The 22,278-nt window shown below is 64.8% G+C and carries 26 protein-coding genes; 12 read left to right on the forward strand and 14 right to left on the reverse strand.

Annotation, left to right across the window (positions count from 1 at the left end; translation table 11 throughout):
• The 9 genes from ACVMB1_RS03770 to ACVMB1_RS03810 all read right to left on the reverse strand — a co-directional run bounded on the left by ACVMB1_RS03770 (position 1) and on the right by ACVMB1_RS03810 (position 10,077).
• A complete protein-coding gene (locus ACVMB1_RS03770; RefSeq protein WP_456849875.1) occupies positions 1-807 on the reverse strand; it encodes a nucleotidyltransferase domain-containing protein in 807 nt (268 codons plus the stop codon).
• A gap of 54 nt (positions 808-861) precedes the next feature.
• On the reverse strand, positions 862-2,103 hold the full coding sequence (locus tag ACVMB1_RS03775; RefSeq protein WP_057015215.1) for a class I SAM-dependent RNA methyltransferase: 1,242 nt from the start codon (positions 2,101-2,103) through the stop codon (positions 862-864).
• Positions 2,096-2,857, reverse strand: coding sequence for a TlyA family RNA methyltransferase (locus tag ACVMB1_RS03780; RefSeq protein ID WP_057015216.1), 762 nt, complete (start codon positions 2,855-2,857; stop codon positions 2,096-2,098). Before ACVMB1_RS03780 ends, ACVMB1_RS03775 begins: the two co-directional genes overlap by 8 nt.
• Positions 2,854-3,417, reverse strand: a complete 564-nt coding sequence (locus ACVMB1_RS03785) for a nucleoside 2-deoxyribosyltransferase (protein ID WP_057015217.1) — start codon at positions 3,415-3,417, stop codon at positions 2,854-2,856. Before ACVMB1_RS03785 ends, ACVMB1_RS03780 begins: the two co-directional genes overlap by 4 nt.
• A 99-nt stretch (positions 3,418-3,516) precedes the next feature.
• A complete protein-coding gene (gene dxs / locus ACVMB1_RS03790; RefSeq protein ID WP_050387827.1) occupies positions 3,517-5,445 on the reverse strand; it encodes a 1-deoxy-D-xylulose-5-phosphate synthase in 1,929 nt (642 codons plus the stop codon).
• A 544-nt stretch (positions 5,446-5,989) separates the two neighbouring features.
• Positions 5,990-6,241, reverse strand: coding sequence for an exodeoxyribonuclease VII small subunit (locus ACVMB1_RS03795; RefSeq protein ID WP_028334494.1), 252 nt, complete (start codon positions 6,239-6,241; stop codon positions 5,990-5,992).
• Between the two features lie 127 nt (positions 6,242-6,368).
• A complete protein-coding gene (locus ACVMB1_RS03800) occupies positions 6,369-7,295 on the reverse strand; it encodes a histone deacetylase family protein (RefSeq protein ID WP_057015218.1) in 927 nt (308 codons plus the stop codon).
• Between the two features lie 288 nt (positions 7,296-7,583).
• Positions 7,584-9,254 (reverse strand): bifunctional metallophosphatase/5'-nucleotidase, encoded by a 1,671-nt coding sequence (locus ACVMB1_RS03805; protein ID WP_076829108.1) that lies wholly within the window; start codon positions 9,252-9,254, stop codon positions 7,584-7,586.
• A 61-nt stretch (positions 9,255-9,315) separates the two neighbouring features.
• The gene (locus tag ACVMB1_RS03810) at positions 9,316-10,077 is read right to left on the reverse strand and encodes a crotonase/enoyl-CoA hydratase family protein (protein ID WP_050387826.1); all 762 of its coding nucleotides are present in this window, start codon (positions 10,075-10,077) and stop codon (positions 9,316-9,318) included.
• A gap of 203 nt (positions 10,078-10,280) precedes the next feature.
• Between ACVMB1_RS03810 and ACVMB1_RS03815 the strand changes: the two genes are divergently transcribed.
• From ACVMB1_RS03815 to paoC, 4 genes are read left to right on the forward strand one after another with little or no spacing between them, the layout of a single operon-like run.
• Positions 10,281-10,463, forward strand: a complete 183-nt coding sequence (locus tag ACVMB1_RS03815; RefSeq protein WP_141340070.1) for a hypothetical protein — start codon at positions 10,281-10,283, stop codon at positions 10,461-10,463.
• A 13-nt stretch (positions 10,464-10,476) separates the two neighbouring features.
• Positions 10,477-11,118, forward strand: a complete 642-nt coding sequence (gene paoA, locus ACVMB1_RS03820) for an aldehyde dehydrogenase iron-sulfur subunit PaoA (protein WP_076828978.1) — start codon at positions 10,477-10,479, stop codon at positions 11,116-11,118.
• On the forward strand, positions 11,115-12,065 hold the full coding sequence (locus tag ACVMB1_RS03825) for an FAD binding domain-containing protein (protein ID WP_456814086.1): 951 nt from the start codon (positions 11,115-11,117) through the stop codon (positions 12,063-12,065). The genes paoA and ACVMB1_RS03825 overlap by 4 nt, the downstream gene beginning before the upstream one ends.
• Before the next feature lie 31 nt (positions 12,066-12,096).
• Complete coding sequence (paoC, locus tag ACVMB1_RS03830) at positions 12,097-14,304, forward strand: aldehyde oxidoreductase molybdenum-binding subunit PaoC (protein ID WP_076828974.1); 2,208 nt, start codon at positions 12,097-12,099, stop codon at positions 14,302-14,304.
• An 89-nt stretch (positions 14,305-14,393) separates the two neighbouring features.
• Here the strand turns inward: paoC and ACVMB1_RS03835 are convergent, their stop codons facing one another.
• On the reverse strand, positions 14,394-15,122 hold the full coding sequence (locus tag ACVMB1_RS03835; protein ID WP_028334486.1) for an alpha/beta fold hydrolase: 729 nt from the start codon (positions 15,120-15,122) through the stop codon (positions 14,394-14,396).
• A gap of 102 nt (positions 15,123-15,224) precedes the next feature.
• Positions 15,225-15,788 (reverse strand): DinB family protein, encoded by a 564-nt coding sequence (locus tag ACVMB1_RS03840; protein ID WP_057015223.1) that lies wholly within the window; start codon positions 15,786-15,788, stop codon positions 15,225-15,227.
• Between the two features lie 136 nt (positions 15,789-15,924).
• On the opposite strand from ACVMB1_RS03840, the gene ACVMB1_RS03845 reads away from it, so the two are divergent.
• Positions 15,925-16,617 carry a VOC family protein gene (locus tag ACVMB1_RS03845; protein WP_456848296.1) on the forward strand — a complete coding sequence of 231 codons (693 nt, stop codon included), beginning with the start codon at positions 15,925-15,927 and terminating at the stop codon, positions 16,615-16,617.
• A 75-nt stretch (positions 16,618-16,692) separates the two neighbouring features.
• Positions 16,693-17,763: a lytic transglycosylase domain-containing protein gene (locus ACVMB1_RS03850; RefSeq protein WP_083715064.1), complete on the forward strand. Its 1,071-nt coding sequence runs from the start codon at positions 16,693-16,695 to the stop codon at positions 17,761-17,763.
• 44 nt (positions 17,764-17,807) lie between these two features.
• Here the strand turns inward: ACVMB1_RS03850 and ACVMB1_RS03855 are convergent, their stop codons facing one another.
• Positions 17,808-18,194, reverse strand: coding sequence for a DUF1330 domain-containing protein (locus ACVMB1_RS03855; protein ID WP_076828970.1), 387 nt, complete (start codon positions 18,192-18,194; stop codon positions 17,808-17,810).
• Positions 18,195-18,337: 143 nt separating this feature from the next.
• Between ACVMB1_RS03855 and ACVMB1_RS03860 the strand changes: the two genes are divergently transcribed.
• The 3 genes from ACVMB1_RS03860 (at position 18,338) to ACVMB1_RS03870 (ending at position 20,196) form a co-directional block, all read left to right on the forward strand.
• Positions 18,338-19,330, forward strand: a complete 993-nt coding sequence (locus ACVMB1_RS03860; protein ID WP_057015227.1) for a LysR family transcriptional regulator — start codon at positions 18,338-18,340, stop codon at positions 19,328-19,330.
• Positions 19,331-19,621: 291 nt separating this feature from the next.
• The gene (locus ACVMB1_RS03865) at positions 19,622-19,831 is read left to right on the forward strand and encodes a cold-shock protein (protein ID WP_028339489.1); all 210 of its coding nucleotides are present in this window, start codon (positions 19,622-19,624) and stop codon (positions 19,829-19,831) included.
• A 104-nt stretch (positions 19,832-19,935) separates the two neighbouring features.
• On the forward strand, positions 19,936-20,196 hold the full coding sequence (locus tag ACVMB1_RS03870) for a hypothetical protein (RefSeq protein WP_057015228.1): 261 nt from the start codon (positions 19,936-19,938) through the stop codon (positions 20,194-20,196).
• A 110-nt stretch (positions 20,197-20,306) separates the two neighbouring features.
• On the opposite strand, the gene ACVMB1_RS03875 is transcribed toward ACVMB1_RS03870, so the two are convergent.
• A complete protein-coding gene (locus ACVMB1_RS03875) occupies positions 20,307-20,549 on the reverse strand; it encodes a hypothetical protein (RefSeq protein WP_057015229.1) in 243 nt (80 codons plus the stop codon).
• An 89-nt stretch (positions 20,550-20,638) separates the two neighbouring features.
• Between ACVMB1_RS03875 and ACVMB1_RS03880 the strand changes: the two genes are divergently transcribed.
• Positions 20,639-20,881 (forward strand): DUF6894 family protein, encoded by a 243-nt coding sequence (locus ACVMB1_RS03880; protein ID WP_082653668.1) that lies wholly within the window; start codon positions 20,639-20,641, stop codon positions 20,879-20,881.
• A gap of 22 nt (positions 20,882-20,903) precedes the next feature.
• On the opposite strand, the gene ACVMB1_RS03885 is transcribed toward ACVMB1_RS03880, so the two are convergent.
• Positions 20,904-21,137 (reverse strand): DUF6894 family protein, encoded by a 234-nt coding sequence (locus tag ACVMB1_RS03885; protein ID WP_057015230.1) that lies wholly within the window; start codon positions 21,135-21,137, stop codon positions 20,904-20,906.
• Positions 21,138-21,635: 498 nt separating this feature from the next.
• Between ACVMB1_RS03885 and rpsU the strand changes: the two genes are divergently transcribed.
• Both rpsU and ACVMB1_RS03895 read left to right on the forward strand, forming a co-directional pair.
• Positions 21,636-21,941: a 30S ribosomal protein S21 gene (rpsU, locus tag ACVMB1_RS03890; protein WP_076829105.1), complete on the forward strand. Its 306-nt coding sequence runs from the start codon at positions 21,636-21,638 to the stop codon at positions 21,939-21,941.
• A gap of 162 nt (positions 21,942-22,103) precedes the next feature.
• On the forward strand, positions 22,104-22,226 hold the full coding sequence (locus ACVMB1_RS03895) for a hypothetical protein (protein WP_256520744.1): 123 nt from the start codon (positions 22,104-22,106) through the stop codon (positions 22,224-22,226).
• The last annotated feature ends 52 nt before the right edge of the window (positions 22,227-22,278 follow it).

Below are 22,278 nucleotides of genomic sequence, written 5' to 3' on the forward strand. Positions count from 1 at the left end.
TCAGTCTGTATCGCGCGCAGCATCTGCAACGCGGCGGCATGCTCGGTCGCACCGATCTGCCGCCAGACCTCTGCGGCGCGGCCAGCAAGGCCGCGAACCGTCACCGGAAAATTCGCGGCCTGCGCCAGTGCGCTCTTTTCGTTGATCAGATATTGCCCGTTCAGCGCAAACAGCACCTGTGCGAGGCAGGCCAGCGCGCGATAGGCGCAGCCGGCGACATGCGTGCCGTCGCCGCGCGGCAGAGCAAGCTCTGCATTCTCGATGCTGAACAGGACTTCCCATTGAAAGCGCCGGATCAGCGCATCGCGCAGGGCCGGCGGGTAGGGCACAGTCCTCGCCTTCAGCGCCGCGACGAGGCCGTCGGGATCGTGCAGCTGATGGCACAGCGCGACCTCGCCCATCCAGATCGCCGAGCAGAAGCCGTGCGGATGGCCCGGCTGGTAGTGCATGCTGATCTCGCCGTTCCGGCAAGCATCGATGACAGCAGAGACCTGATCGGTGCTGCGGTAGAGCAGGTCGACCTTGCGGCCGCCGATCGTGAGCCAGGCACCGCCGACGATCCACGGTCCCCATTCGCCGACCGGCGTGACATGCGCAGCGGCGGGGTCGTCGACCAGACCCGTTACAGCTTCGCGCAGCCGATCGATATCCGGCGCGGCGCCATCCACGATAGTAGAGGCCGATATCGGTGTCGGAGGTGTCATGCGCCGTGCCGCGCGCCCGCGAGCCGCCGAGTACGATGGCGGCGACGCCCGATACGGCGGCGATAACGGGGATGATGCGTGCGAGCAGCGGATCGTCGGACATGGAGCGCAGACTATAGCGAGACTGCCCGCGCTCAGCGATAGCAGCTCCGTCCTGTCAGCGCGCGAACCGCGCCACCAGCTCGACATGCGCCGTGTGGCGGAACTGATCGACCGGTGTGACGGCTGCGATCTTGTAGCCGCCGTCGATCAGGATTTTCGCGTCGCGCGCAAACGTCGCAGCGTTGCAGGACACCGCGACGATCACCGGCACCTTGCTCGCCGCCAGCTGGGTGACCTGCGCCTGCGCGCCCTGGCGGGGCGGGTCGAACACGACGGCGTCATAGTCGCGCAACTCCTGCGGCATCAGGGGACGGCGGAACAGGTCGCGCGCCTCGGCCTTGAGTGGCTTCAGCCCTGGCGTCGATTGCGCGGCCTTCTGCAGCGCGGTGATCGCACCCGTGTCGCTGTCGAAGGCGGCGATCCGCGCCTTCTCCGCGAGGCGCAGCGCAAACGGACCGACGCCGCAAAACAGGTCGGCGATATGCTTGGCGCGTCCGCAATGCTCGCGAACCAGCGCGGCCAGCGTCTCCTCGCCCTTGACGGTCGCCTGCAGGAACGAGCCGGGCGGCAGCACGACCTTCGCCTTTCCGATCGCAATCTCGGGAGAGGCACGCTGCAGCACCAGCTCGCCGTGGCGTGTCAGCCGCGCCAGCCGGTGCTTCTCCGCAACGCGCGACAAAGTGGTGATCAGGCTGGTCGGCAGCGCGCCGGAACCGCGCACGTCGATGTCGAGTCCGTTGACGGTTGCGGTGACCTGGATGTCGAGCGGCTTGCCGATCGCGATCAGCGGCTCGGCGGTGGCCCAGGCCGCCTCGATCGCGCCGTCGAGCGCAGGATCGAGGATCGGGCAGCGATCGACCGGGATGATGTCGTGCGAACCTGCCGCGGCGTAGCCGACCTTGAGGACGTCATGGGTGCCCATGCGCCCGTGCAGCGTGATGCGGCGACGGCCCGCGCCATGGGCATCGATCAGCGCTGCGACGTCCGCCGCAATCTTCGCCTGCGCCAGCGTCTCGACCACGATGTTGCGCTTCCAGGCGTGGTAGGGCGCATCGTTCCAGTGCTGGATCGCGCAGCCGCCGCAGACGCCGAAATGCGGACAGAACGGCGCGATGCGCTCGGGGCTTTCCTGCGCGATCCGCAGCAGCCGCCGCCGGTCGGGATGATTGCCCGGGACGTCGTCGACCTCGACCGTTTCGCCGGCCAGCGCATAAGGCACAAAGATCGATTGCGATCCCTCGATCGCGACGCCGTCGCCGCGGTGGCCGACATGGTCAATGGTGAGAAGCTCAGCCACGGCGCGCGCCGAGGAAGAATTCGATATTGCCGTCGCCGCCCGGGATCGAGGACGGGAACACCTGGATGTCGGTGCAGCCCAGCGAGGCGGCAAAGGCGGCGATGTCGTCGCAGATCTCCTGGTGCACCATCGCGTTGCGGATCACGCCGCGCTTGGAGTGTTTGCGCGCCGCCTCGAATTGCGGCTTGATCAGCGCCAAGAGATGCATCGGGGCGGCCGCCAGCGACAGCGCAACCGGCAGCACCAGCTTCAGCGAGATGAAGCTGACGTCGATCACCACGATGTCGGGCCGCGCCGGCAGGCGCTTGCCCTCGAAACTCCTGATGTCGGTCGCCTCCATGGAGACGATTTTCGGATGCCCCTGCAGCGAGGGATGCAGCTGGCCGTGGCCGACATCGATGGCGAACACGAGGCTCGCGCCATTGGCGAGCAGCACTTCGGTGAAGCCGCCGGTCGAGGCGCCGACATCGAGGCAGACATGGCCCTCGACGTCGATCGGATAGTGCTCGAGCGCGCCGGCGAGCTTGACGCCGCCGCGCGAGACATAGGGATGCGCCGGCTCGGCCGAGAGGGCCGCGCCCGGTGCGACGATCTCGGACGCCTTCGCGATCTGCCTGCCGTCGGCGGTGACGAGGCCGGCGTCGATGGCGGCGCGCGCTCGCGCCCGGCTTTCGAACAGGCCGCGTTCCACCAGCAGCACGTCGATGCGTTTGCCGGCGGATGCGTCGTTGTCGTTGTCGCCCGCTCTGGTCACTTCGCCGCCTGCCGGCGCTGCGCGGCAGCGAGCCGCACGCAGGCCTCGAAGGAGGTGAGGTCGTGCCATAGGTCGGCCGACGGCTCGCGCGGGGTCACCAGCGGGCTGCCGTGCAGGTCGAGCGCGTGCATCATCATCAGATTGTCCGGCAATCCAAACTCTTCCACCGTCAGCCCCTCCGCATCGATCAGGCGTCCGTCGGATGCCGGCACGACCTGGCTGAGCCGCGCCACGCGATTGGCGTAGGACGTGGGATCGTTGGAATAGGCGAGGCACAGTTTGCCGCGTCCCGCCATGTAGCCGAGTTCGTAAACCGTGCCTGCGTCGGCACTGGGGCCGCGAAACGGCGTCAAGTTGGCGATGATGGCGTCGGCAGACTCCATCATCGCCTCGTTGCTCTTGAAGATGGTGAGCGAGACGCCGGCGGCGGTGGGATCGATGCTGTTGTCGAGCGGATACAGCCCGGTCAGCCCGTGATAGGCGCAAACCTCCGCCTTGCGGCGGCCGATCTCCACGGCATCCGGCAGGAACACGTCAGGACCTGCCAGATAGATCTTCATGGACTTGCCGGGGCTGGTGCGTTTTCGAGCGACAACCTGGAGCTTCGGTTCTGATTCAATCAGAACCGAAAATGCTCCAGTGAGCGCCGCCCGTCACGATCAGGCGAGCTTGACGGTCTCGGCCTTGTAGTCCTTGCCGAGGGTTTCGAACACCTTGGCAACGATGCTCTTGGCGTCGAGACCGGCGCGGGCATACATCGCCGCCGGCGTGTCGTGGTCGAGGAACACGTCGGGCAGGATCATCGAGCGGAACTTGAGCATGCCGCTGTCGAGCATGGCGTTGTCCGACAGGAACTGCATGACATGCGAGCCAAAGCCGCCGATCGAGCCTTCCTCGATCGTGATCAGGATCTCATGGTCGCGGGCGAGCTTCATGATCATCTCTTCGTCGAGCGGCTTCATGAAGCGCGCGTCGGCGATCGTGGCGGAAAGGCCGTGCGCGGCGAGCTCGTCGGCCGCCTTCTCGCACTCGGCGAGACGGGTGCCGAACGACAGCAGCGCGACCTTCTTGCCCTCACGGATGATGCGGCCCTTGCCGACCTCGAGGGCAACGCCGACTTCCGGCATCTCGATGCCGCGGCCTTCGCCGCGCGGATAGCGCAGCGCGCTCGGACGATCGTTGATCGCAACCTGCGTCGCCACCATGTGGACCAGTTCCGCCTCGTCGGCGGCGGCCATGATCACCATGTTCGGCAGACAGCCGAGATAAGCATTGTCGAACGAACCCGCGTGCGTCGCGCCGTCGGCGCCGACCAGGCCGGCGCGGTCGATCGCGAAGCGGACCGGAAGGCTCTGGATCGCGACGTCATGGACCACCTGGTCATAGCCGCGCTGCAGGAAGGTCGAGTAGATCGCGCAGAACGGCTTGTAGCCTTCGGTGGCGAGGCCGGCGGCGAAGGTCACCGCGTGCTGCTCGGCAATGCCGACGTCGAAGGTGCGGTCCGGGAACGCCTTGTTGAAGATGTCGACGCCGGTGCCTGACGGCATCGCCGCGGTGATGGCGACGATCTTGTCGTCCTTCTCGGCTTCCTTGACGAGGCTCTGGCCGAACACGTTCTGGTAGGCCGGCGCATTCGGCTTGGCCTTGGCCTGGGTGCCGGTCGCGACGTCGAACTTGACCACGGCGTGGTACTTGTCGGCGGAGGCTTCGGCCGGGCCGTAGCCCTTGCCCTTCTGGGTCACGACGTGAACCAGGATCGGGCCGGTCTCCATGTCGCGGACGTTCTTCAGCACCGGCAGCAGATGGTCGAGATTGTGACCGTCGATCGGGCCGACATAGTAGAAGCCGAGTTCCTCGAACAGCGTGCCGCCGTCCATCATGAAGCCGCGGGAATATTCCTCGACGCGGTTGGCGCGGTTGGCGAGGATCTTCGGCAGGCGCTTGTTGATCTGCTTGGCGGCCTCGCGCAGCGAGCGGTAGGTCTTGCCGGAGTAGAGGCGCGACAGATAGGCGCTCATCGCGCCGACGGGCGGCGCGATCGACATGTCGTTGTCGTTGAGGATCACGATCAGGCGCGAGTTCATCGCGCCGGCGTTGTTCATCGCCTCATAGGCCATGCCCGCCGACATCGCGCCGTCACCGATCACGGCGATAACGTTGTTCTTGCCGCCGGAGAGATCGCGCGCCACGGCCATGCCGAGGCCGGCCGAGATCGAGGTCGAGGAGTGCGCGGCGCCGAACGGATCGTAGTCGCTTTCGGTGCGCTTGGTGAAGCCGGAGAGACCGCCGCCGGTGCGTAGCGTGCGGATGCGGTCGCGGCGTCCGGTCAGGATCTTGTGCGGGTAGGCCTGGTGGCCGACGTCCCAGATCAGGCGGTCGCGCGGGGTGTCGAAGATGTAGTGGATGGCGGTGGTCAGTTCGACCACGCCGAGGCCGGCGCCGAAATGGCCGCCGGTCACCGACACCGCGTCGATGGTTTCCTGGCGCAGCTCGTCGGCAACCTGCTGCACCTGCTCGACCTTCAGCTTGCGCAGGTCATCCGGCGTGTGAATAGTGTCAAGAAGCGGCGTCTTACTAAATGTGGTCACAGCGAATTTCCAATTTTTGCCTGTCGGAACGAACCGCCCGACGCGAGATGGGATGGCGCGCACACCGCGCAGCGAATGCCAGACACTGGGTGCCGCCCCGGCAGGCCGGTGCCTGGTTGTAAGCCTAGATTCACTCCGGATTGGACCACGTGATATGCATCACCTTGGTCGCTCTTCACCCGTCCCGGTTCAGTTTTGTCGAACCATTTGAGATGCATGCCGCCCGAAAAGTCGGGCTGCCCGCCACTCTCAAATGCCCATAGAACTGGAAGCATTACACCAAAGCCGCCGCCAAAGCCAACCCGATAGGGGCCGCAAGGTTCCTATGCGGCGCGCCGAAAAACCTAGTCTTTTCAATAGTCGGGTGGGAGCTGGGTTCCAATTTGCCTAATTTGGCGGCAGCCGGCCGGGCCGGCTCGGCCTGATTCGCAGCCGTACCCGACCCCGCGGGTAGCCCCGGAGGTTTGCGGGTGGCTGGAAATGCACAGCAACAATTGCCCGCCGTGGCGGACATCGCGCCGCACGATCGACGTGGTCGGTAGCGCTACTGCACGTCGAGCGGCTCGGTGCCGGTCGGCTGGCCCGAGGCGTCGGTGGTGATCTTGTCGACGCGGGCTTCGGCCTGACGCAGCAATTCCTCGCAGCGCCGCTTCAGCGCCTCGCCGCGCTCGTAGATCGCGACCGATTCCTCAAGCGGGACCTTGCCGTCCTCGAGCCGCTTGACGATCGATTCGAGTTCCTCGATCGCGCGTTCAAAGGAGAGCTTCTTCACGTCGGCTTGGGTATTCTCGGCCATTCTTGCGTTCCCGATTGCGTGGATCAGATCGCAACCTGATCTTGTCGTCCAAACATGACCTGTCGCAGGCCATGCTCGCCCCGGCGCAGAATCAATCGAATTTTTGCGGGCGTATTGTGGCGGGGATTTACCCGTCCATCAATGCGGTGACGTGAGATGCCACCGACTCTTTCAGGCCCTGCAGGTCGTAGCCGCCTTCCAGGACGGAGACGACGCGGCCGCCGGCGCTTTTGTCGGCGAGATCCATCAGCTTGCGCGTGACCCAGCCGAAATCCTCGCCCGTCAGGTTGATCGAGGCCAAGGGATCGCGGTGATGCGCGTCGAAGCCCGCCGAAATGACGATAAGTTCGGGGGAGAACTTCTCCAGCTGCGGCAGGATCAGGTTCTCGAAAGCGGAGCGGAACTTGGCGCCGCCGTCGCCGGGCGCCAGCGGCGCGTTGACGACAGTGTCGTGCTCGCCACGCTCGCCGGCGGCCCCAGTGCCGGGGAACAGCGGCATCTGGTGCGTCGAGCAATACATCACGGTCGGGTCGGCCCAGAAGATATCCTGCGTGCCGTTGCCGTGATGGACGTCGAAATCGATGATTGCGGCGCGCTTGATGCCGTATTTGCGCTGCGCGTGGCGGGCAGCGATCGCGGCATTGTCGAAGAAGCAGAAGCCCATCGGCGTCGATTTCTCGGCGTGGTGCCCGGGCGGGCGCACCGCGACGAACGCGTTTTGATGCTTGCCCTCCATCACCGCATCGGCGGCGGCCACCGCGCCGCCGACGCCGCGCATCACCGCTTCCCAGGTGCCCGGCGACATCGAGGTGTCGCCGTCGATATAGATCATGCCGGAGGTCGGCGCGATGTGGCGGAGTTCGCCGACATAGTGCTCACCGTGACAGAGCAGCACGGTGTCGAGGTCGCCTTCCGGCGCGGAATCGCGCACCAGCGCCTTGAAGCGATCCTCGCCGAGCACCTCGGCGACCGCCCGCAGCCGGTCGGGGCGTTCGGGATGTCCGGGAGGGGTCAGGTGGTCGAGACAGGCGGAATGCGTCAGAAGCAGTGTCATGCAGATTCCCGGCGCAATCGATGCGCGTGCGAGGACGCATGATCCGGAAAAGTGCGCAGCGGTTTTCCGACCAAGATCATGCAAGAGCAGGCCCTAATCTAGGCCGTTAGCGGCGTTCCGGAAAGGGCCGACATCATCCCTGTTCCCGTCCTTCCAAAGCCGGGGTGTTTTCCGCGTCATTGCCAGCGGAGCGAAGCAATCCATGCCGCCGCATGCTCGGAGACAATGGATTGGTTCGCTCCGTTCGTAATGACGTGAGGAGCTGCGTACGCCACCCCTAGACCTCGCTCAATTGATCCGCTCGATCCGCTTGTCTGCCGTCGGGCCCACCGGGCTGTTGGCCTTGAAGTAGGCATAGAGCGCATCGACGTCGTAGATGCCGAACTGCTGCGCGGTTCCTTGCTTGAACACCGTGAAGCCGTCGCCGCCCTCGGCGAGATAATTGTTCACGGTGACGCGGTAGCTCGCGGCCGGGTCGATCGGCTTGCCGTCCAGCGACATCCGTGCGGCAATGATGCGCGCGCCATCGGGCTTGCTCGCATCCCACGCATAGGAGAACCCCTTCGAGACCTGGAGGGCGCGCGGCCGCTTCGGATCGGCCCATTGCTGCTCCAGCGCGTCCTTGAGCTGCTTGCCGGTCAGCGTCATCGTCACCAGCTGGTTGCGGAACGGCTGGCTTGCAAAGATATCGGCATAGGTCACCGCGCCGTCCTCGCGCTTGACGATGTCGGTGCGCACGCCGCCGGGATTGGTGAAGGCGATTACCGCGCCGCCATTCGGCTCGGCGCTGGTTGCAAGCAGCTGTGCATCGGCGACGATGTCGCCGAGCGGGCTCTCGCCAGTTTCGGCAGGTGTACGCGACAGCGTTTCGGTGACCGAGCCTGCCGCGCGGCTCGCGATCGGCGCGGCCAGCCGGTCGTAGGATTCCAGCAGCGCGCTCTGCTCGGGATCCTTGGCCGTGCCGGCGATCCGCACGATGGTGTTGGCGGCCCTGGCGCTGATCACGTCATGGCTGTTCGGATCAAGCTGAAGGTCGATCGCGGTGACCAGGGTGCCGTATTTGTCGCCGGAGGTGACGAGCCGTCCGTCGATCTCGCAGACATAGGCCTGGTGGGTGTGGCCGGAGACCACGACGTCGACCGCGCGATCGAACTTCTTGACGATGTCGACGATCGGCCCGGAGATCCCTGGACATTCATTATAGTCGCCGGTCGGAAAGCCGCCTTCGTGGATCAGCACCACGATCGCCTCGACGCCCTTTGCCTTCAGCTCGGGGACCAGCGCATTGACGGTCTCGGCCTCGTCGCGAAAGTCGAGGCTCGCGACGCCGGCCGGCGACACCAGGTTCGGGGTGTTCTTCAGCGTCAGCCCGATGAAGGCCACTGCAATGCCGTCGAATTGCTTGATCTCGTAGGGCGGAAACACCGGCTTGCCGGTCGCCTTCTCGATCGTAGAGGCGGCGAGATAGCGGAATTTGGCTCCTGTGAACGGGTGCGGCCCCTGGCATTTGTCGATCGGATGGCAACCGCCATTCTGCATCCGCAGCAGCTCGTCCTTGCCCTCGTCGAATTCGTGATTGCCGACCGAGGAGATCGCAAGCCCCATCAGCGAGAGCGACTCGATGGTCGGCTCGTCATGAAACATCGCCGACAGGAACGGGCTCGCGCCGATCAGGTCGCCGGCCGCGACGAAGATGTTGTTCTTGTGGCCCTCGCGCAGCTGCTTGACGACGGTGGCCATCCGCTCGGCGCCGCCGGCGGGCTCCATGATCTTTTTGGTCGCGTCAGCGGCGTCGGTGATGCGGATGCCGCCCGGCGGCGGCCGCAGATAGCCGTGGAAATCGTTGATCGCGAGAATGCGCAGGCTCACCGGCTCCGCGGCCTGCGCCGGACAGGGGCTTGCTGCGGCCAGTCCGAACGCGCAAAGCGCGGCGAGAGGGGAAAGGCGGGACTGTCTCATGACCTGTCCATGGAGCACGGGATCATGGCGCCGCGCCACTACAATTTTGCGACGCTTCGTTTCAATCCTTCGGGCGAGCCATGAATGCCTTGAACGCCTCGACTGCTTCCTCGGAGCGCATCCGTTCGCTGAACAGATGGTTCTCCTGCTCGATGCGGCGGGTGACGTCCTCCGGCGGCAGCCGGATCAGGCGCCGCGAGATCGCCACCGCCTCGGCCGGCAGCGCGCAGATCTCGCGCGCCACCTTGTGCGCCTCCACCTCGGCATGTCCCGGCGCCACCACGGTATTGACGAAGCCGGCGACGCGGGCGTCGTCGGCCGACATGGTGCGGCCCATCACCAGCATCGCGAAGGCACGCTGGTGGCCCATCATGCGCGGCATCAACAGGCTCGAGGCGCCTTCCGGCACCAGGCCGAAATTCGAGAACGGCGTCGAGAACAGCGCGGTCTTGCTGGCGAGCACATAGTCGCAGTGAAACAGCATGGTGGTGCCGATGCCCATCGCGACGCCGTCGACGGCGGCGATGATCGGCTTCACATTGTGGGCCAGCGAATACAGGAATTTGACGAGGTCAGAGGCCGGCGGCGTCTCACCGGTCGAGGTGCCCTGCGCGAGCAGGTCCTCGATGTCGTTGCCCGCGGTGAACACGCCGGAGCCGCCGGTGATGATCAGGCAGCGGATCTTCGGATTGTTCTGCGCCTTGTCGATCGCGTCGCTGATCGCGCGAAACATCTCCTGGGTGATCGCGTTCTTCTTCTCGGGCCTGCGCAGCCGGATCACGCGCGTGGCGGCTTCGTCGGTCACTATGACATGCGCGGTCATCGAGCGGTCCCAGGGTCGGCCGGCATCGTCGCCGGTGGAGGTCGTGCCGCCATCCTACATGATCCCGTGCAAGCCCCAAGAGCTCCGGCGTGTTCCGGGCCGCTTTTCCCCGTGGGCGAGCATGAGAACGGCGCAATGCAGATAATCGGAATCTTGCGATTCCGGGCAGGGGACGTTGGTCGTAGGCGCGGAGGCGCACGGCGATGCTGCCTTCCGCCAGCGCCACGATGGCGCCGATGCTGCCCGCCCGCCGCGCCCGTGGCGCTCGCGACGAGTTTAACTTCCCCGCGAGAAACATTCCGCTGTTCGCGGCATTCCCCCCTTTACTGACAGGCCGAACAGACCTCGACACGTCGTTGTCGTGGTTCCGCGTGCGGCTGACTTGAGGAGAGCGGCGGCATGCAGATCTCCGGACGTTTGGAACTATCGCGGCGCCATCTGTTGATTGTTGGAGCCGCCTCGCTTGCGGCGTCGTCGATCGCGACGCCTCCGCCTGCGGCCGCCCAATCTGCCCCGACCGGAGCGCCCGTGATGACGAGAGTATCCTTTGACGTGAACGGCGAAACCCACCAGCTCGAGCTCGACACCAGGACCACGCTGCTTGATGCCCTGCGCGAGCACCTGCATCTGACCGGCACCAAGAAGGGCTGCGACCACGGCCAATGCGGCGCCTGCACGGTGATTGTCGACGGCCGGCGGATCAATTCCTGCCTGACGCTCGCCGTGATGCATCAGGGCGACGAGATCACGACGATCGAGGGGCTCGGCACGCCGGACGAGCTGCATCCGCTGCAGGCGGCATTCGTCGAGCATGATGGCTATCAGTGCGGCTATTGCACGCCCGGCCAGATCTGCTCGGCGGTCGCAGTGCTTGCCGAGGTCAAGGCCGGCATCCCGAGCCATGTCACGGCGGATCTGAATGCGCCGCTGCGACTGACCAATGCCGAGCTCCGCGAGCGCATGAGCGGCAATATCTGCCGCTGCGGCGCCTATTCCAACATCGCCGAGGCGATCAGCGAGGTCGCCGGGAGGAGCGCATGAGATCATTCAGCTATGAGCGCGCCGCCTCGCCGGGCGCGGCGGCCGCAGCCGCCGCCGGCACCGCGAACGCCAAGTTCATCGCCGGCGGTACGAATCTGCTCGACCTGATGAAGCTCGAGATCGAGACGCCGGCGCATCTGATCGACGTCAACGACCTGGCGCTCGACCGCATCGAGGAGACCGCGGACGGCGGCTTGCGGATCGGCGCGCTGGTGCGCAACACCGATCTCGCCGCCGATATACGCGTGCGGCGCGACTACGGCGTGCTGTCGCGCGCGCTGCTCGCCGGTGCCTCCGGCCAATTACGCAACAAGGCGACGACCGCGGGCAATCTGCTGCAGCGGACGCGCTGTCCTTATTTCTACGACATCAATCTGCCCTGCAACAAGCGCAAGCCCGGCAGCGGCTGCGCCGCGATCGGCGGCTTCAGCCGCCAGCATGCGGTGGTCGGTGTGAGCGACGCCTGCATCGCGACCCATCCGAGCGACATGGCGGTGGCGATGCGCGCGCTCGACGCCGTCGTCGAGACGGTGCGGCCCGACGGCACCACGCGCAGCATCCCGATCGCCGAGCTGCATCGTCTGCCCGGCGACAGCCCCGAGATCGAAACCAGCCTGGAGCCGGGCGAGCTGATCACCGCGGTGGTGCTGCCGAAACCGGTCGGCGGCGCGCAGGCCTATCGCAAGGTGCGCGACCGCGCCTCTTATGCCTTTGCGCTGGTCTCGGTTGCCGCGATCGTGCAGCGCGACGGCACCGGCCGCGTCGCGCTCGGCGGCGTGGCGCACAAGCCGTGGCGCGTCGAGGCGGCGGAGGCGGAATTGCCTGCTGGCGCCAAGGCCGTCACCGCGCGCCTGTTCGCCGATGCGAAGCCGACCAAGGACAATGCGTACAAGCTGCCGCTCGCCGAGCGAACGCTGGCGGCGGTGCTGCGCGAGGCCAGAGCTTGAGATCCAGGGCTTAAGAAGAGGGCCTGACATCATGCGATTTGAACATCCTGCCACCTTCAATCCGATCGACCAGCTCAAGGTGATCGGCCACCCGACCAGCCGGATCGACGGGCCGCTGAAGACCACCGGCACCGCGCCTTACGCCTATGAGCGGCACGACGTCGTGGCCAACCAGGCCTATGGCTACGTGGTCGGTTCGGCGATCGGCAAGGGGCGGATCGGTTCGATCGATCTCGAGGCGGCCAAGGCTGCGCCGGGCGTGCTCGCCATCGTCACAGCGGACAATGCCGGCAAGCTTGGCAAAGGAGAGCGCAATGCGGCGCCGCTGCTCGGCGGGCCGGAGATCGCGCATTATCACCAGGCCGTCGCCGTCGTCGTCGCCGGGACCTTCGAGCAGGCGCGGGCCGCGGCGCAACTGGTCCGGATCGACTACGTCAAGGGCGACGGCAAGTTCGATCTCGCCGCGGAGCGGGACAAGGGCGTCACGCCGCACCCATCATTCGGCGGCCCGGCCGATAGCGCCGTCGGCGATTTCGCCGCCGCCTTCGCTGGTGCGCCCGTGCAGCTCGATGCCACCTACACCACGCCCGATCAGGGCCACGCGATGATGGAGCCGCATGCTTCGATCGCGGCCTGGGACGGCGACAAGCTCACGGTTTGGACTTCCAACCAGATGATCGCCTGGGGCGCTGAGGATATGGCGAAGACGCTTGGCATCGCCAAGGAGAATGTCCGTCTGGTGTCGCCCTATATCGGCGGCGGCTTCGGCGGCAAGCTGTTCCTGCGCGCCGAGGTGCTGCTCGCCGCGCTCGGCGCCCGCGCGGCCGGCCGGCCGGTCAAGATCGCGCTGCAACGTCCGCTGATGTTCAACAACACGACACACCGTCCGGCGACGATCCAGCGCATCCGCATCGGCGCCGAGCGCGACGGCAAGATCACGGCGATCGGCCACGAAAGCTGGTCTGGCAACGTCAAGGACGGCGAGCCCGAGATGGCGGTGAGCCAGACGCGGCTGCTTTATGCCGGCGCCAGCCGGATGACGGCGACGCGGCTTGCGGCGCTCGATCTGCCGGAGGGCAATGCGATGCGCGCGCCCGGAGAAGCCTCCGGCATGATGGCGCTCGAGATCGCGATCGACGAACTCGCCGAGAAGCTCGGCATCGACCCGGTCGTGCTGCGCATCAGCAACGACACCCAGGTCGACCCCGAGCATCCGGAGCGGCACTTTTCGCAGCGGCAACTGGTGCAGTGCCTGAGCGATGGCGCGGCGCGGTTCGGTTGGGACAAGCGCAATCCGAAACCCGGCGCCGTCCGTGACGGGCGCTGGCTGGTGGGAATGGGCGTCGCCGCGGCGTTCCGCAACAATCTCGTGACCAAGTCGGCGGCACGCGTTCGTCTCGACCAGAACGGCATCGTGACCGTCGAGACCGACATGACCGACATCGGCACCGGCTCCTACACCATCATCGCGCAGACCGCGGCCGAGATGATGGGCGTGCCGCTCGAGAAGGTCGCGGTGCGGCTCGGCGATTCCGACTTCCCGGTGTCCTGCGGCTCGGGCGGGCAGTGGGGCGGCAACAATTCCACCGCCGGCGTCTATGCCGCCTGCACCAAGCTGCGCGAGGCCATTACGCAGAAGCTCGGCTTCAATTCCGAGGAGGCGGTTTTTGCCGACGGCGTGGTCCGCTCCGGCAATCGCAGCGTGCCGCTGGCGCAGGCCGCCGGCGGCGGCGACCTCGTGGCGGAGGATGCCATCGAATACGGCGATCTCGCGAAAACCTACCAGCAGTCGACCTTCGGCGCGCATTTCGTCGAGGTCGGCGTCGACGCCGACACGGCTGAAATCCGGGTGCGGCGGATGCTTGCGGTCTGCGCGGCGGGCCGCATCCTCAATCCGAAGGCGGCGCGCAGCCAAGTGATCGGCGCGATGACCATGGGTGTCGGCGCGGCGCTGATGGAAGATCTCGTCGTCGACAGGCGTCATGGCCTGTTCATCAATCACGACCTTGCTGCCTATGAGGTGCCGGTCCATGCCGACATCCCGCATCAGGAGATGATCTTCCTCGACGAGATCGATCCGATCTCATCGCCGATGAAGGCCAAGGGCGTCGCCGAACTCGGCATCTGCGGCGTCGCCGCCGCGGTCGCCAATGCGGTCCACAATGCGACCGGCGTGCGGGTGCGCGACTATCCGATCACGCTCGACAAGTTGCTGGCAGGGATGCCGGAGCCGGCGTAGCGCGGGACGCTTCACCTCGCCCCGCAAGCGGGTGAAGAACGGGGAGAGGGAGCACAGCGGAGTCGGGGGCGCTGTTCTACCTAAACGCTCTAACCGCGACCGACGAACGAGCCGATGCCCCGGCCGATCGCGGCGCCGTGCTGAAACAGCGCGCCGAGGTGATCGCCGGGCACCGACATCGCATCGAGGCCGTTCTCCGCGGCGAAGCGCTGCATCGGCGCATGCGGCCCGTCGTCCTGTCCGTTCCAAAGCAGCACCGGCACGCGCGAGGACAGCACCGCGTCCTTGGCGCCATCGACCTGTCCGAGCGCATTGAAGCAGGCGCGCACGCCGCCTTCGAGATCCGGCGTCACCCATTCGGCGAGCTCCGGCACCGTGCGGCGGGCAAAGGTGATGAAGGCACCATAGGTCAGCGGGCCGGCGTTGCCGCGCGGCAGTCCGGTGAGAAAGTCCCAGCCGCCGATCGCCAGCGACGCCAGCCGTGCCGGGAAAAACCGGGCGACACCGACCGCGACCCAGCCGCCCATCGAATGTCCCACCACGTGGGCGCGCTCGTCGCCGAGATCGTCGATCACGGCGACGATGTCGCCGGCACGCTGCGCCTGATTATAGAGCGCCGGATCGGCGGGCTTGTCGCTCAGGCCATGTCCGAGCGAATCGACGCAGACGACGCGAAAGCGATCGGCAAGCGCGTCGACCACGCCGCATTGTTTCCAGCTCGCGGCGTCGAGCAAGAGACCGTGCTGCAGCACGATCAGCGGCCCGGATCCCTCGACGGTGTAATGGATACGCTGGCCCCGGTGATTGGCGAATGGCATCGGATAGAGTTCCCCACGTTTTACCAGAGGTGAGCGTGGAGGCGCCGGGTTTCAAGACCTCGTTCCGGATCAGGAACCGCATCGCCGATGGCGGGCGAACCATCAGCCGCCCCACACGGTGGCTTCGCTCCAGCCGAGATCCCTGAACTCGGCTGCCCGGAGCGGGGCTTCGCCGGCGGCGAAGAATTCGTCGAGCTGCGGCGGCTTCACCGTGGTCTCCGAGAGCATCGCATGGGCCTGGCCGCGATGATGAATCTGGTGCTGAAACAGATGCATCAAGAGGCGGTCGCGCCGCTCGGTCTGCACGCTCGTGTCGCGATTGATCTTCACCACATCATCGAGCCGCTCAGCCGTCAGCGCATCGCAGTGCACGATCAACCGCTGATCGATCGCGCGCTGGGCGTCTTTCAGCGCGGCGACTGACGGGTAGGGCACCTCGTTGGCCCACGCCTTCGGCCCGAGCCAGCCGCCCTCGAGCGCATCAATGTAGAAGAGATCGATGACATGAATGTGGTTGAGCGTCGCCTGCAGGCTCGGGAAGAACCCGGTCCGCGCGGCGGCGAACTCCGCCTGGCTGAGACCGGCGCAGGCCGTGAGCAGGCGGTGATTGGCCCAGGCATTGTTGTACGCAAAAGCGCGAAAGGTCTGAACGAGGCCTGCTTGCATATCGGTCCTCACTGGATTGACTGTTTCAGGCAGGTGCACCGGCCGACCCGCGACAGTGATCGTGGTGCTTGCGTTGGTGACTTGATCCTCGCATAGCTAATCCATCGTGGTGCACTTCATCCGAAGGCGGGAGCAGATGCAACTGGCAAAGAACGTGATCGACGTCGGCCTTTCCTTCAACGATCTCGAACCGATGCTGCGGTTCTGGCAGCAGGAGGCCGGACTTCGCTTCGATCATGTGCAGCCGATCCGCCGCGGGCAGAAGCAGTACCGGCACGACGCGCAAGGTTCGGTCATCAAGCTCAACCATCATGTCGAGCCGCTGCCGGATGCGGCGCCGAGCGGCTATCGCGAACTGATCATTGCGCGCGCGGGCGTTGACGCACCGCAACGCATGGCCGACCCCGACGGCAACAGCGTTTGCCTGGTTGCGCCCGGACATGACGGCATCACCCAGATCGCCGTCACGATGGCGGTGCGCGACCTTGCCGCGCATCGCAGGTTCTACGGCGACATCCTCGGCTTCACCGAGCAGTCATGGTCTGATGGTCCGGCGTTTCGCCTCGGCGACAGTCTGATCCTGCTCAGGGAAGATCGCGCCGCAACCATCGATCCGGTTCGGGGTGCGCGCGGCTGGCGCTACATCACGCTGCAGGTCGCCGACATCGACGCCGTGCATGACGAGTTGCGCGCCAAGGGCGTGCGGGAAGGCCTTGCGCCGGTGACGCTCGGCGAGGTCGCGCGGATCTCCATGATCCTCGATCCCGATGGCAACTGGATCGAACTGTCCCGCCGCGCATCGATCGTTGGAAACCTGTCCAACCGCTAGGCAGCAAATTTTCTGGCCGCCCGGTCGGCACCGATGATATGATTCTGCGAATGCATCCAATTTGATGATCGCTTTATGCAGTCGATTTTCGGGCCGCGGCGGGTTCATCGATCGATTTTGCCAGCGGCTATCGGCTCGGCTTGCCTGCTGCTGTTCGTCCCCGTCGCAAACGCCCAACCTCCCGGCAATCCAGCGGTAACGCCCTCCGCGCAGCGCGCAGAGCTGGCGCAGGCACAAACATCGCAAACGGAAACGTCTCGTCCGGATACCAACGCCGCAGTGCGCAACGCTGAGGCCGATCGGTCGGCGTCCGATCAGCAATCGTCATCCGTTCCGTCGCCGGCGCCGACACCTTTGCGTCCAAAGCTCGATGGGCCGCAGCAGTACTGCAAGGCGTTGGAGGAGGCTGCTTTAGAGAACGACTTGCCGCCGGATTTCTTCGTCCGGCTGATCTGGCAGGAAAGCAATTTCGATCCCAACTCGGTCAGTTCGGCCGGTGCCCAGGGGATCGCCCAGTTCATGCCCGGTACTGCGCGGTGGCGCGGTCTGGCCGACCCGTTCGAGCCATTGCCTGCCTTGCAGGAATCCGCGCGCTGGCTCCGCGAGCTGCGCGCGCAGTTCGGCAATCTCGGCCTTGCGGCGGCCGCCTATAATGGTGGTCCACGGCGGGTTCAGGATTGGTTGGCGGGACGTGGAAGCCTGCCGGGCGAAACGCGCGCTTATGTCAGGATGATCACCGGCAGGTCCGCCGAGGAATGGGCGCAGGGTTCGCTTGAGGATCGGGTCCACACCGACGCGGCCATGGCCTGCGGTGACATCGTGCGCGGCATGCTCGTTCGGGCGCTTCCCGCGGGCCCAAGAGAGTCCGTGACAATCGCGCAGCAAGCTGCGTGGGGGCCCTGGGGACTTCAATTGGCCGGCGGCCCGTCGCAATCGCGCGTACTCGCCGACTACCAGCAACTTCAGAAACGATTTGCATCCGTGCTCGGCGATCGCGCACCGCTCGTTCTGAGATCGCGCATGGCCGGGCCAGGCTCGGCCACCTGGTATCTGCTCCGGGTCGCCGAGACGACCCGTGAGCGAGCTAACCAGCTGTGCGCCCGGTTGGAGGCAGTCGGCGGTCGCTGCCTGGTGTTTCGCAACTAGGTGGCACACGTTGCAGGTCGCAGCGATCGACGGCGTGGTCAGCGCTAATTGGCGACAGAGCCCTCAACTGCAAATGTGTGGTACCTCGCGTATTTCTCGCCGACGGCCCGAACCTGCACGTAGGCCGGATCGTATCGCCAGGCCCAAAGCGCCTCCATGCTCGGATACATGTAGACGACGACGCGCTTGGGTGGATCTCCATCGACGGCAACGACCTGCGACCCGGTTGCCGCCGCGCCGGCAGCCGCAATCAACTTGCCGCCATGTGCCCTGATGATCTCCTTCGCCTTCGGGAGATATTCCCTGGCATAGCCATCGGGATCGGTGACCTCGATTTGGCCGATCAAATAGGCGGGCGGCCTGGCTTCGCCATGCAGCGCTTCGCTGCCAAGAGCGCCGATAGCGGTACAACTCAACATGACCAGAGCCATCTTACCTCCAGAATTCATGGGAGCCTCCTCCGGTGCCGTGCCTGTGCGGCAAGCCGCAGCCTGACAGGACTCTTCACGAGGCTTCGAAATACGTCCAATACATATATTTTCTCGAACCTTATGCTCGAATGGTATAAGCGGGCATGAACCTTCAACAGGCCCTCACGTTCTTGACGGTGGCCGAGCTCGGCACCGTCTCAAAGGCCGCATTGCGGTTGCGTGTCGCCCAACCCGCCCTGTCCAGGCAAATCATCGGTCTCGAACGGGAGCTCGGCTTGCAGCTCTTCGATCGCGTCGGGCGCCGGCTTCTATTGACTGGCGAAGGCGAGCAGTTGATTGCGGGCTGCCGTCTGCTGCTCAACAGCGTCAATTCGCTGAAAGAGCAGGCTCAGCTGCTTCGCCAAGGAGATACCGGGGTCTTGAGGATCGCCGGCTCGCCGCAACACATCGAGAGCGTGCTGTCAGATTTTCTCCACCGGTACGCGGAGCGATATCCCAGGGTCGAGATCAGGATCAGGGAGGGGACGGGCAGCGAGATATTGGCGATGCTGGAACGCGGCGAAGTTCACCTCGGCCAAAATTTGCTGCACGCCGTCAGACTGAACGAGCAGCACTTCGGCAGCCTTCCGCTTGGATCCGTACAGTTACTGGCTGCTTGTCATCCGTCGATGCCGCTTGGTCCCCGTTGCACAATCGAGATCGCTGACCTCGCCGAACTTCCGTTGCTGCTGCTGGACAGCGGGTTCGGATTTCGGCGTGCTTTCGATGCGGCAAGCCGTATGGCGGGGCTGAAACCGAAGATCACGTTCGAGAGTCGCAGTCCGCACACCTTGCTGGCACTGGCCGAGGCGGGGCACGGCGTCGCGATCGTTCCCTCCCAGCTTCAGTGCTGGCGCTACGAATTAAGGATTGTTGGTCTCACGCACAGGCGCCGCGTGTTGCAGGAGCCTCTGACTATCTCATGGGACAAGCGGCGTCCGTTGCCTCGTTTCGCGACCGATTACTGTGCAATGCTGGCAGCGCATATGCGGGAGACGTTTCCGATCACGCGCCCGACGGAACCGGCAGCGGCAAAAGCAAGTGTTCAGACGCGCGCCAAGCGAGTTCCACGCAAGGCGAAAAGTTCGGGCGGTTGAATATCGCGATTTGCGTCCGCGTCACCGATCACCGAGTTGCGCGGCGGCGCAAGCCCTTACGCGAAACATGGTTCGGTTTATCGGAACGGCAGCTCGGTGAAGCTCCGCTCGCCCCCATCGACGGCGCTTCCGAGCTTGCCCTAGCGGATTAAGTGTGTATGCTTGCAGCGTTCGATTTGCCGTTGTGCCTTGTTGAATGGTCAAAGCGGCCCTTTTCCAAAGAACATCGTCGGTTGAAGGATGATGCGGAACCAGGCGCGAATTCACGTGCGTCCGCTTTGGAGAAGACAAATGCCTACAGGTACTGTGAAGTGGTTCAATGGCCAGAAGGGCTTCGGTTTCATTCAGCCCGATGATGGCACGAATGACGTGTTCGTTCACATCAGCGCTGTCGAGCGGGCCGGACTTGGCGGTCTCGCCGAGGGCCAGAAGCTGTCGTTCGAACTCAAGGTCGACAAGATGCGTGGCAAGACCAGCGCCGAAGATCTTCGGCTGGCTTGAATCGATCTGTTATTCCACGGATGTACTGGGATGACAGCCACGGCCCGCTCGATCCTCTGATGGGTTGAGCGGGTCTCGCTGCTTTTCAAAGGGCTCATTCGCTCATGGCCAAGAAGCCGGAAGAACTCTCTGCCGAGCGCCTGGCCAAGGCCCAACGCCAGCGGCTTGCCGCCGAGGCCGGTGCGCAGGCAATCGCTGAAGTCGAGCGCGATGCGATCGCCGTGCGCAAGAACATGGTGCGTCTGCGGGCTCTCCGTGAAGCGCGTGACGCCGAGGCGGCCGCCGCGCAGGCTGGCTCTGCACCCGCTGGCACGGCATCTGTGGCTGCCAAGAGAACCAAACGGGTCAAGCGCATCGTGCGTTAAGCCGCGCAATCACGCACGTCGAGTCCGTCGCTGATACGTTGCTGAAGCGGACCTGTTGTTTCGCGGCCTCGGCCGCCAGTTCAGGCCGCGAAGCCAGGCCGTGGCCCGAACTATTTGGGACGATCGGCTTCCTTCCTGTTCGCCGCCTTCAGTCTGATCCTGATGTAGTCAGTGATATCGCCGGCCGCATCACGCAGATCCTGTTCCGTCAGGCCTTGCTGTCCCGCCATCTCGATGCACCGGCGCGCCAACTCGGCAACGTCCTGCGAGGCACCCGGCGTTCCATATTGCTCGGCAGCGTGGACGCTGTTTTCAATCCAGAAATCAAGGAACTCTCTCGCTTTTGCGGTCATGACTCACCCGGACGGCTCGCGCGCCACTGTCCTCACCGGCCACATTCCCCGGTCTTCGCAGGAACAATCGAGAGCCGGGGTAAATTACCATGCCGATGACGCGCTATTATTTCGATCTTCGTGACGGCGGCGGCCTGGCGATCGACGAAGAGGGCATGGAGATGTCCAACTTCGGTGCGGTTCAGGAGGAGGCTGCGCGCGCCTTGGCCGACGTCATTCGGGATTCCTTTCGCGGTCACAATTTCCATCAGATTGCCATCGAGGTCCGGGACGGCGACGGGCCCGTGCTTGAGGTGGCTATCGCTTGGCGCAGTTGCCGGCTGGATTCTTGAGTTTGGCTGCGCAGCGCGGCAGTTAGCACCTTGTGATACCCAGACTGAGACTGACCTGAAACAGCGGCCCTTCGTCCGTCCGGACCTCAAACGCCAGCAGCCTGTGTTTATCCAAAGGCAGGTTCTCCTTGGCTATGCTGAGCAATGACTGCATCGCTTCGTGCGCGGCAGTTTCCTCGTCGCGTAGCTCGATGCCCTGTTTGTCGGCATAGAGTTGCTCGCCGTTGCGGATATCGAAATAGAAGCGGGTTGCCATCTTCGGCTCCCTTTGGTGGCGGGAGCTGCCCAGGCTCTCAGGTGCCGGCGCTCAACAGTCGTCCGGCAGCGCCGTACTCTGCGCCTGTTGGAGCGAATTTGCTACTCGGCAACGATGGAGATTTTTGGGGAACCGCTTTTCGCGTTCGCGGTCAAGCCGCCATCGCCGTTCAGCCATGATCTCGCCGTGGCTGAACCGTCGGATATAATTCTCACGGTCTGCGATTGTGTCTTGCATAGCTGAGATGAGTGCATAACTGTACTAGATCGACTGGCCTTGAGCCTTGTAGATCGGTCCCAGGACCTTTTTCCAAAGACATCGTCGGATGAAAGCGAGGACGCGTGCTTGTAGCACCGCGGCTGAAGCTTCCGCGACGTTGTCGGTCGGCTGCCGTTCCACGGGTGTACTGGAATGGCAGTGCGGCCCGCTCTGTCATTGATAGAGCGGGCTCTGGTCTTGTTCATTCAAAGTGCGTTGTACCGCGAGAGAGGTGATCCGTTGCAAGTTCTTGTCAGGGACAACAACATCGACCAGGCGCTTCGAGTTCTAAAGAAGAGGTTGCAGCGCGAGGGCGTCTTTAGAGAGATGAAGCGCCGCAGATCGTTCGAAAAGCCATCGGAAAAAAGGGCTCGAGAGAAATCCGAGGCCGTGCGGCGAGCCCGCAAGCTTGCCCGCAAGCAAGCGATACGGGATGGATTGATCGCGGCGCCTCCGCGGAAACCCAAATTCCCGGCGTCCAAACCTTCGGCGCCAAGGCAATCACCACAATCGCCACAGCAAGCAGGCAGCACACGGGAGACCTAGCCCGTACCGATCCTGCTGGAAGGATCGTGCAAGATGACGCAGCGATCTTATCGAGGCAACGGATGCCTCCAGGAACGTCTCTCCGATGAGATCTGTCGTCGGCGAGCCGTGGATCGGGATATTCGGTCGAGGCACGACGATCAACGGCGACGCGCGCAGAACTTGGCCGGCACGGCCATCAACGCAATGGCAGATCATTCCGCCAGCCAGTTCGATCAGGCCGCGCGCAAGCGTGACTTGCTCGACGGCCCGGAGGAATTTCGCGCGTTTCGCGCGGATCGCTGACGAAACGTATGATTCGGCGGTAGGCGCAAAACTCGATGCCGTCCCGGGCAAG

The sequence above is a fragment of the Bradyrhizobium sp. USDA 4504 genome, from assembly GCF_054063995.1.

What these genes read in the sequence shown, in the direction of transcription:
- ACVMB1_RS03770 (WP_456849875.1), bottom strand. Translation starts at nt 807, where the DNA reads ATGTCCGACGATCCGCTGCTCGCACGCATCATCCCCGTTATCGCCGCC.
- ACVMB1_RS03785 (WP_057015217.1), bottom strand. Translation starts at nt 3,417, where the DNA reads ATGAAGATCTATCTGGCAGGTCCTGACGTGTTCCTGCCGGATGCCGTG.
- ACVMB1_RS03795 (WP_028334494.1), bottom strand. Translation starts at nt 6,241, where the DNA reads ATGGCCGAGAATACCCAAGCCGACGTGAAGAAGCTCTCCTTTGAACGC.
- ACVMB1_RS03800 (WP_057015218.1), bottom strand. Translation starts at nt 7,295, where the DNA reads ATGACACTGCTTCTGACGCATTCCGCCTGTCTCGACCACCTGACCCCT.
- ACVMB1_RS03805 (WP_076829108.1), bottom strand. Translation starts at nt 9,254, where the DNA reads ATGAGACAGTCCCGCCTTTCCCCTCTCGCCGCGCTTTGCGCGTTCGGA.
- ACVMB1_RS03810 (WP_050387826.1), bottom strand. Translation starts at nt 10,077, where the DNA reads ATGACCGCGCATGTCATAGTGACCGACGAAGCCGCCACGCGCGTGATC.
- ACVMB1_RS03815 (WP_141340070.1), top strand. Translation starts at nt 10,281, where the DNA reads ATGCTGCCTTCCGCCAGCGCCACGATGGCGCCGATGCTGCCCGCCCGC.
- paoA (WP_076828978.1), top strand. Translation starts at nt 10,477, where the DNA reads ATGCAGATCTCCGGACGTTTGGAACTATCGCGGCGCCATCTGTTGATT.
- ACVMB1_RS03825 (WP_456814086.1), top strand. Translation starts at nt 11,115, where the DNA reads ATGAGATCATTCAGCTATGAGCGCGCCGCCTCGCCGGGCGCGGCGGCC.
- paoC (WP_076828974.1), top strand. Translation starts at nt 12,097, where the DNA reads ATGCGATTTGAACATCCTGCCACCTTCAATCCGATCGACCAGCTCAAG.
- ACVMB1_RS03835 (WP_028334486.1), bottom strand. Translation starts at nt 15,122, where the DNA reads ATGCCATTCGCCAATCACCGGGGCCAGCGTATCCATTACACCGTCGAG.
- ACVMB1_RS03840 (WP_057015223.1), bottom strand. Translation starts at nt 15,788, where the DNA reads ATGCAAGCAGGCCTCGTTCAGACCTTTCGCGCTTTTGCGTACAACAAT.
- ACVMB1_RS03845 (WP_456848296.1), top strand. Translation starts at nt 15,925, where the DNA reads ATGCAACTGGCAAAGAACGTGATCGACGTCGGCCTTTCCTTCAACGAT.
- ACVMB1_RS03850 (WP_083715064.1), top strand. Translation starts at nt 16,693, where the DNA reads ATGCAGTCGATTTTCGGGCCGCGGCGGGTTCATCGATCGATTTTGCCA.
- ACVMB1_RS03855 (WP_076828970.1), bottom strand. Translation starts at nt 18,194, where the DNA reads ATGGCTCTGGTCATGTTGAGTTGTACCGCTATCGGCGCTCTTGGCAGC.
- ACVMB1_RS03860 (WP_057015227.1), top strand. Translation starts at nt 18,338, where the DNA reads ATGAACCTTCAACAGGCCCTCACGTTCTTGACGGTGGCCGAGCTCGGC.
- ACVMB1_RS03865 (WP_028339489.1), top strand. Translation starts at nt 19,622, where the DNA reads ATGCCTACAGGTACTGTGAAGTGGTTCAATGGCCAGAAGGGCTTCGGT.
- ACVMB1_RS03870 (WP_057015228.1), top strand. Translation starts at nt 19,936, where the DNA reads ATGGCCAAGAAGCCGGAAGAACTCTCTGCCGAGCGCCTGGCCAAGGCC.
- ACVMB1_RS03875 (WP_057015229.1), bottom strand. Translation starts at nt 20,549, where the DNA reads ATGACCGCAAAAGCGAGAGAGTTCCTTGATTTCTGGATTGAAAACAGC.
- ACVMB1_RS03880 (WP_082653668.1), top strand. Translation starts at nt 20,639, where the DNA reads ATGCCGATGACGCGCTATTATTTCGATCTTCGTGACGGCGGCGGCCTG.
- ACVMB1_RS03885 (WP_057015230.1), bottom strand. Translation starts at nt 21,137, where the DNA reads ATGGCAACCCGCTTCTATTTCGATATCCGCAACGGCGAGCAACTCTAT.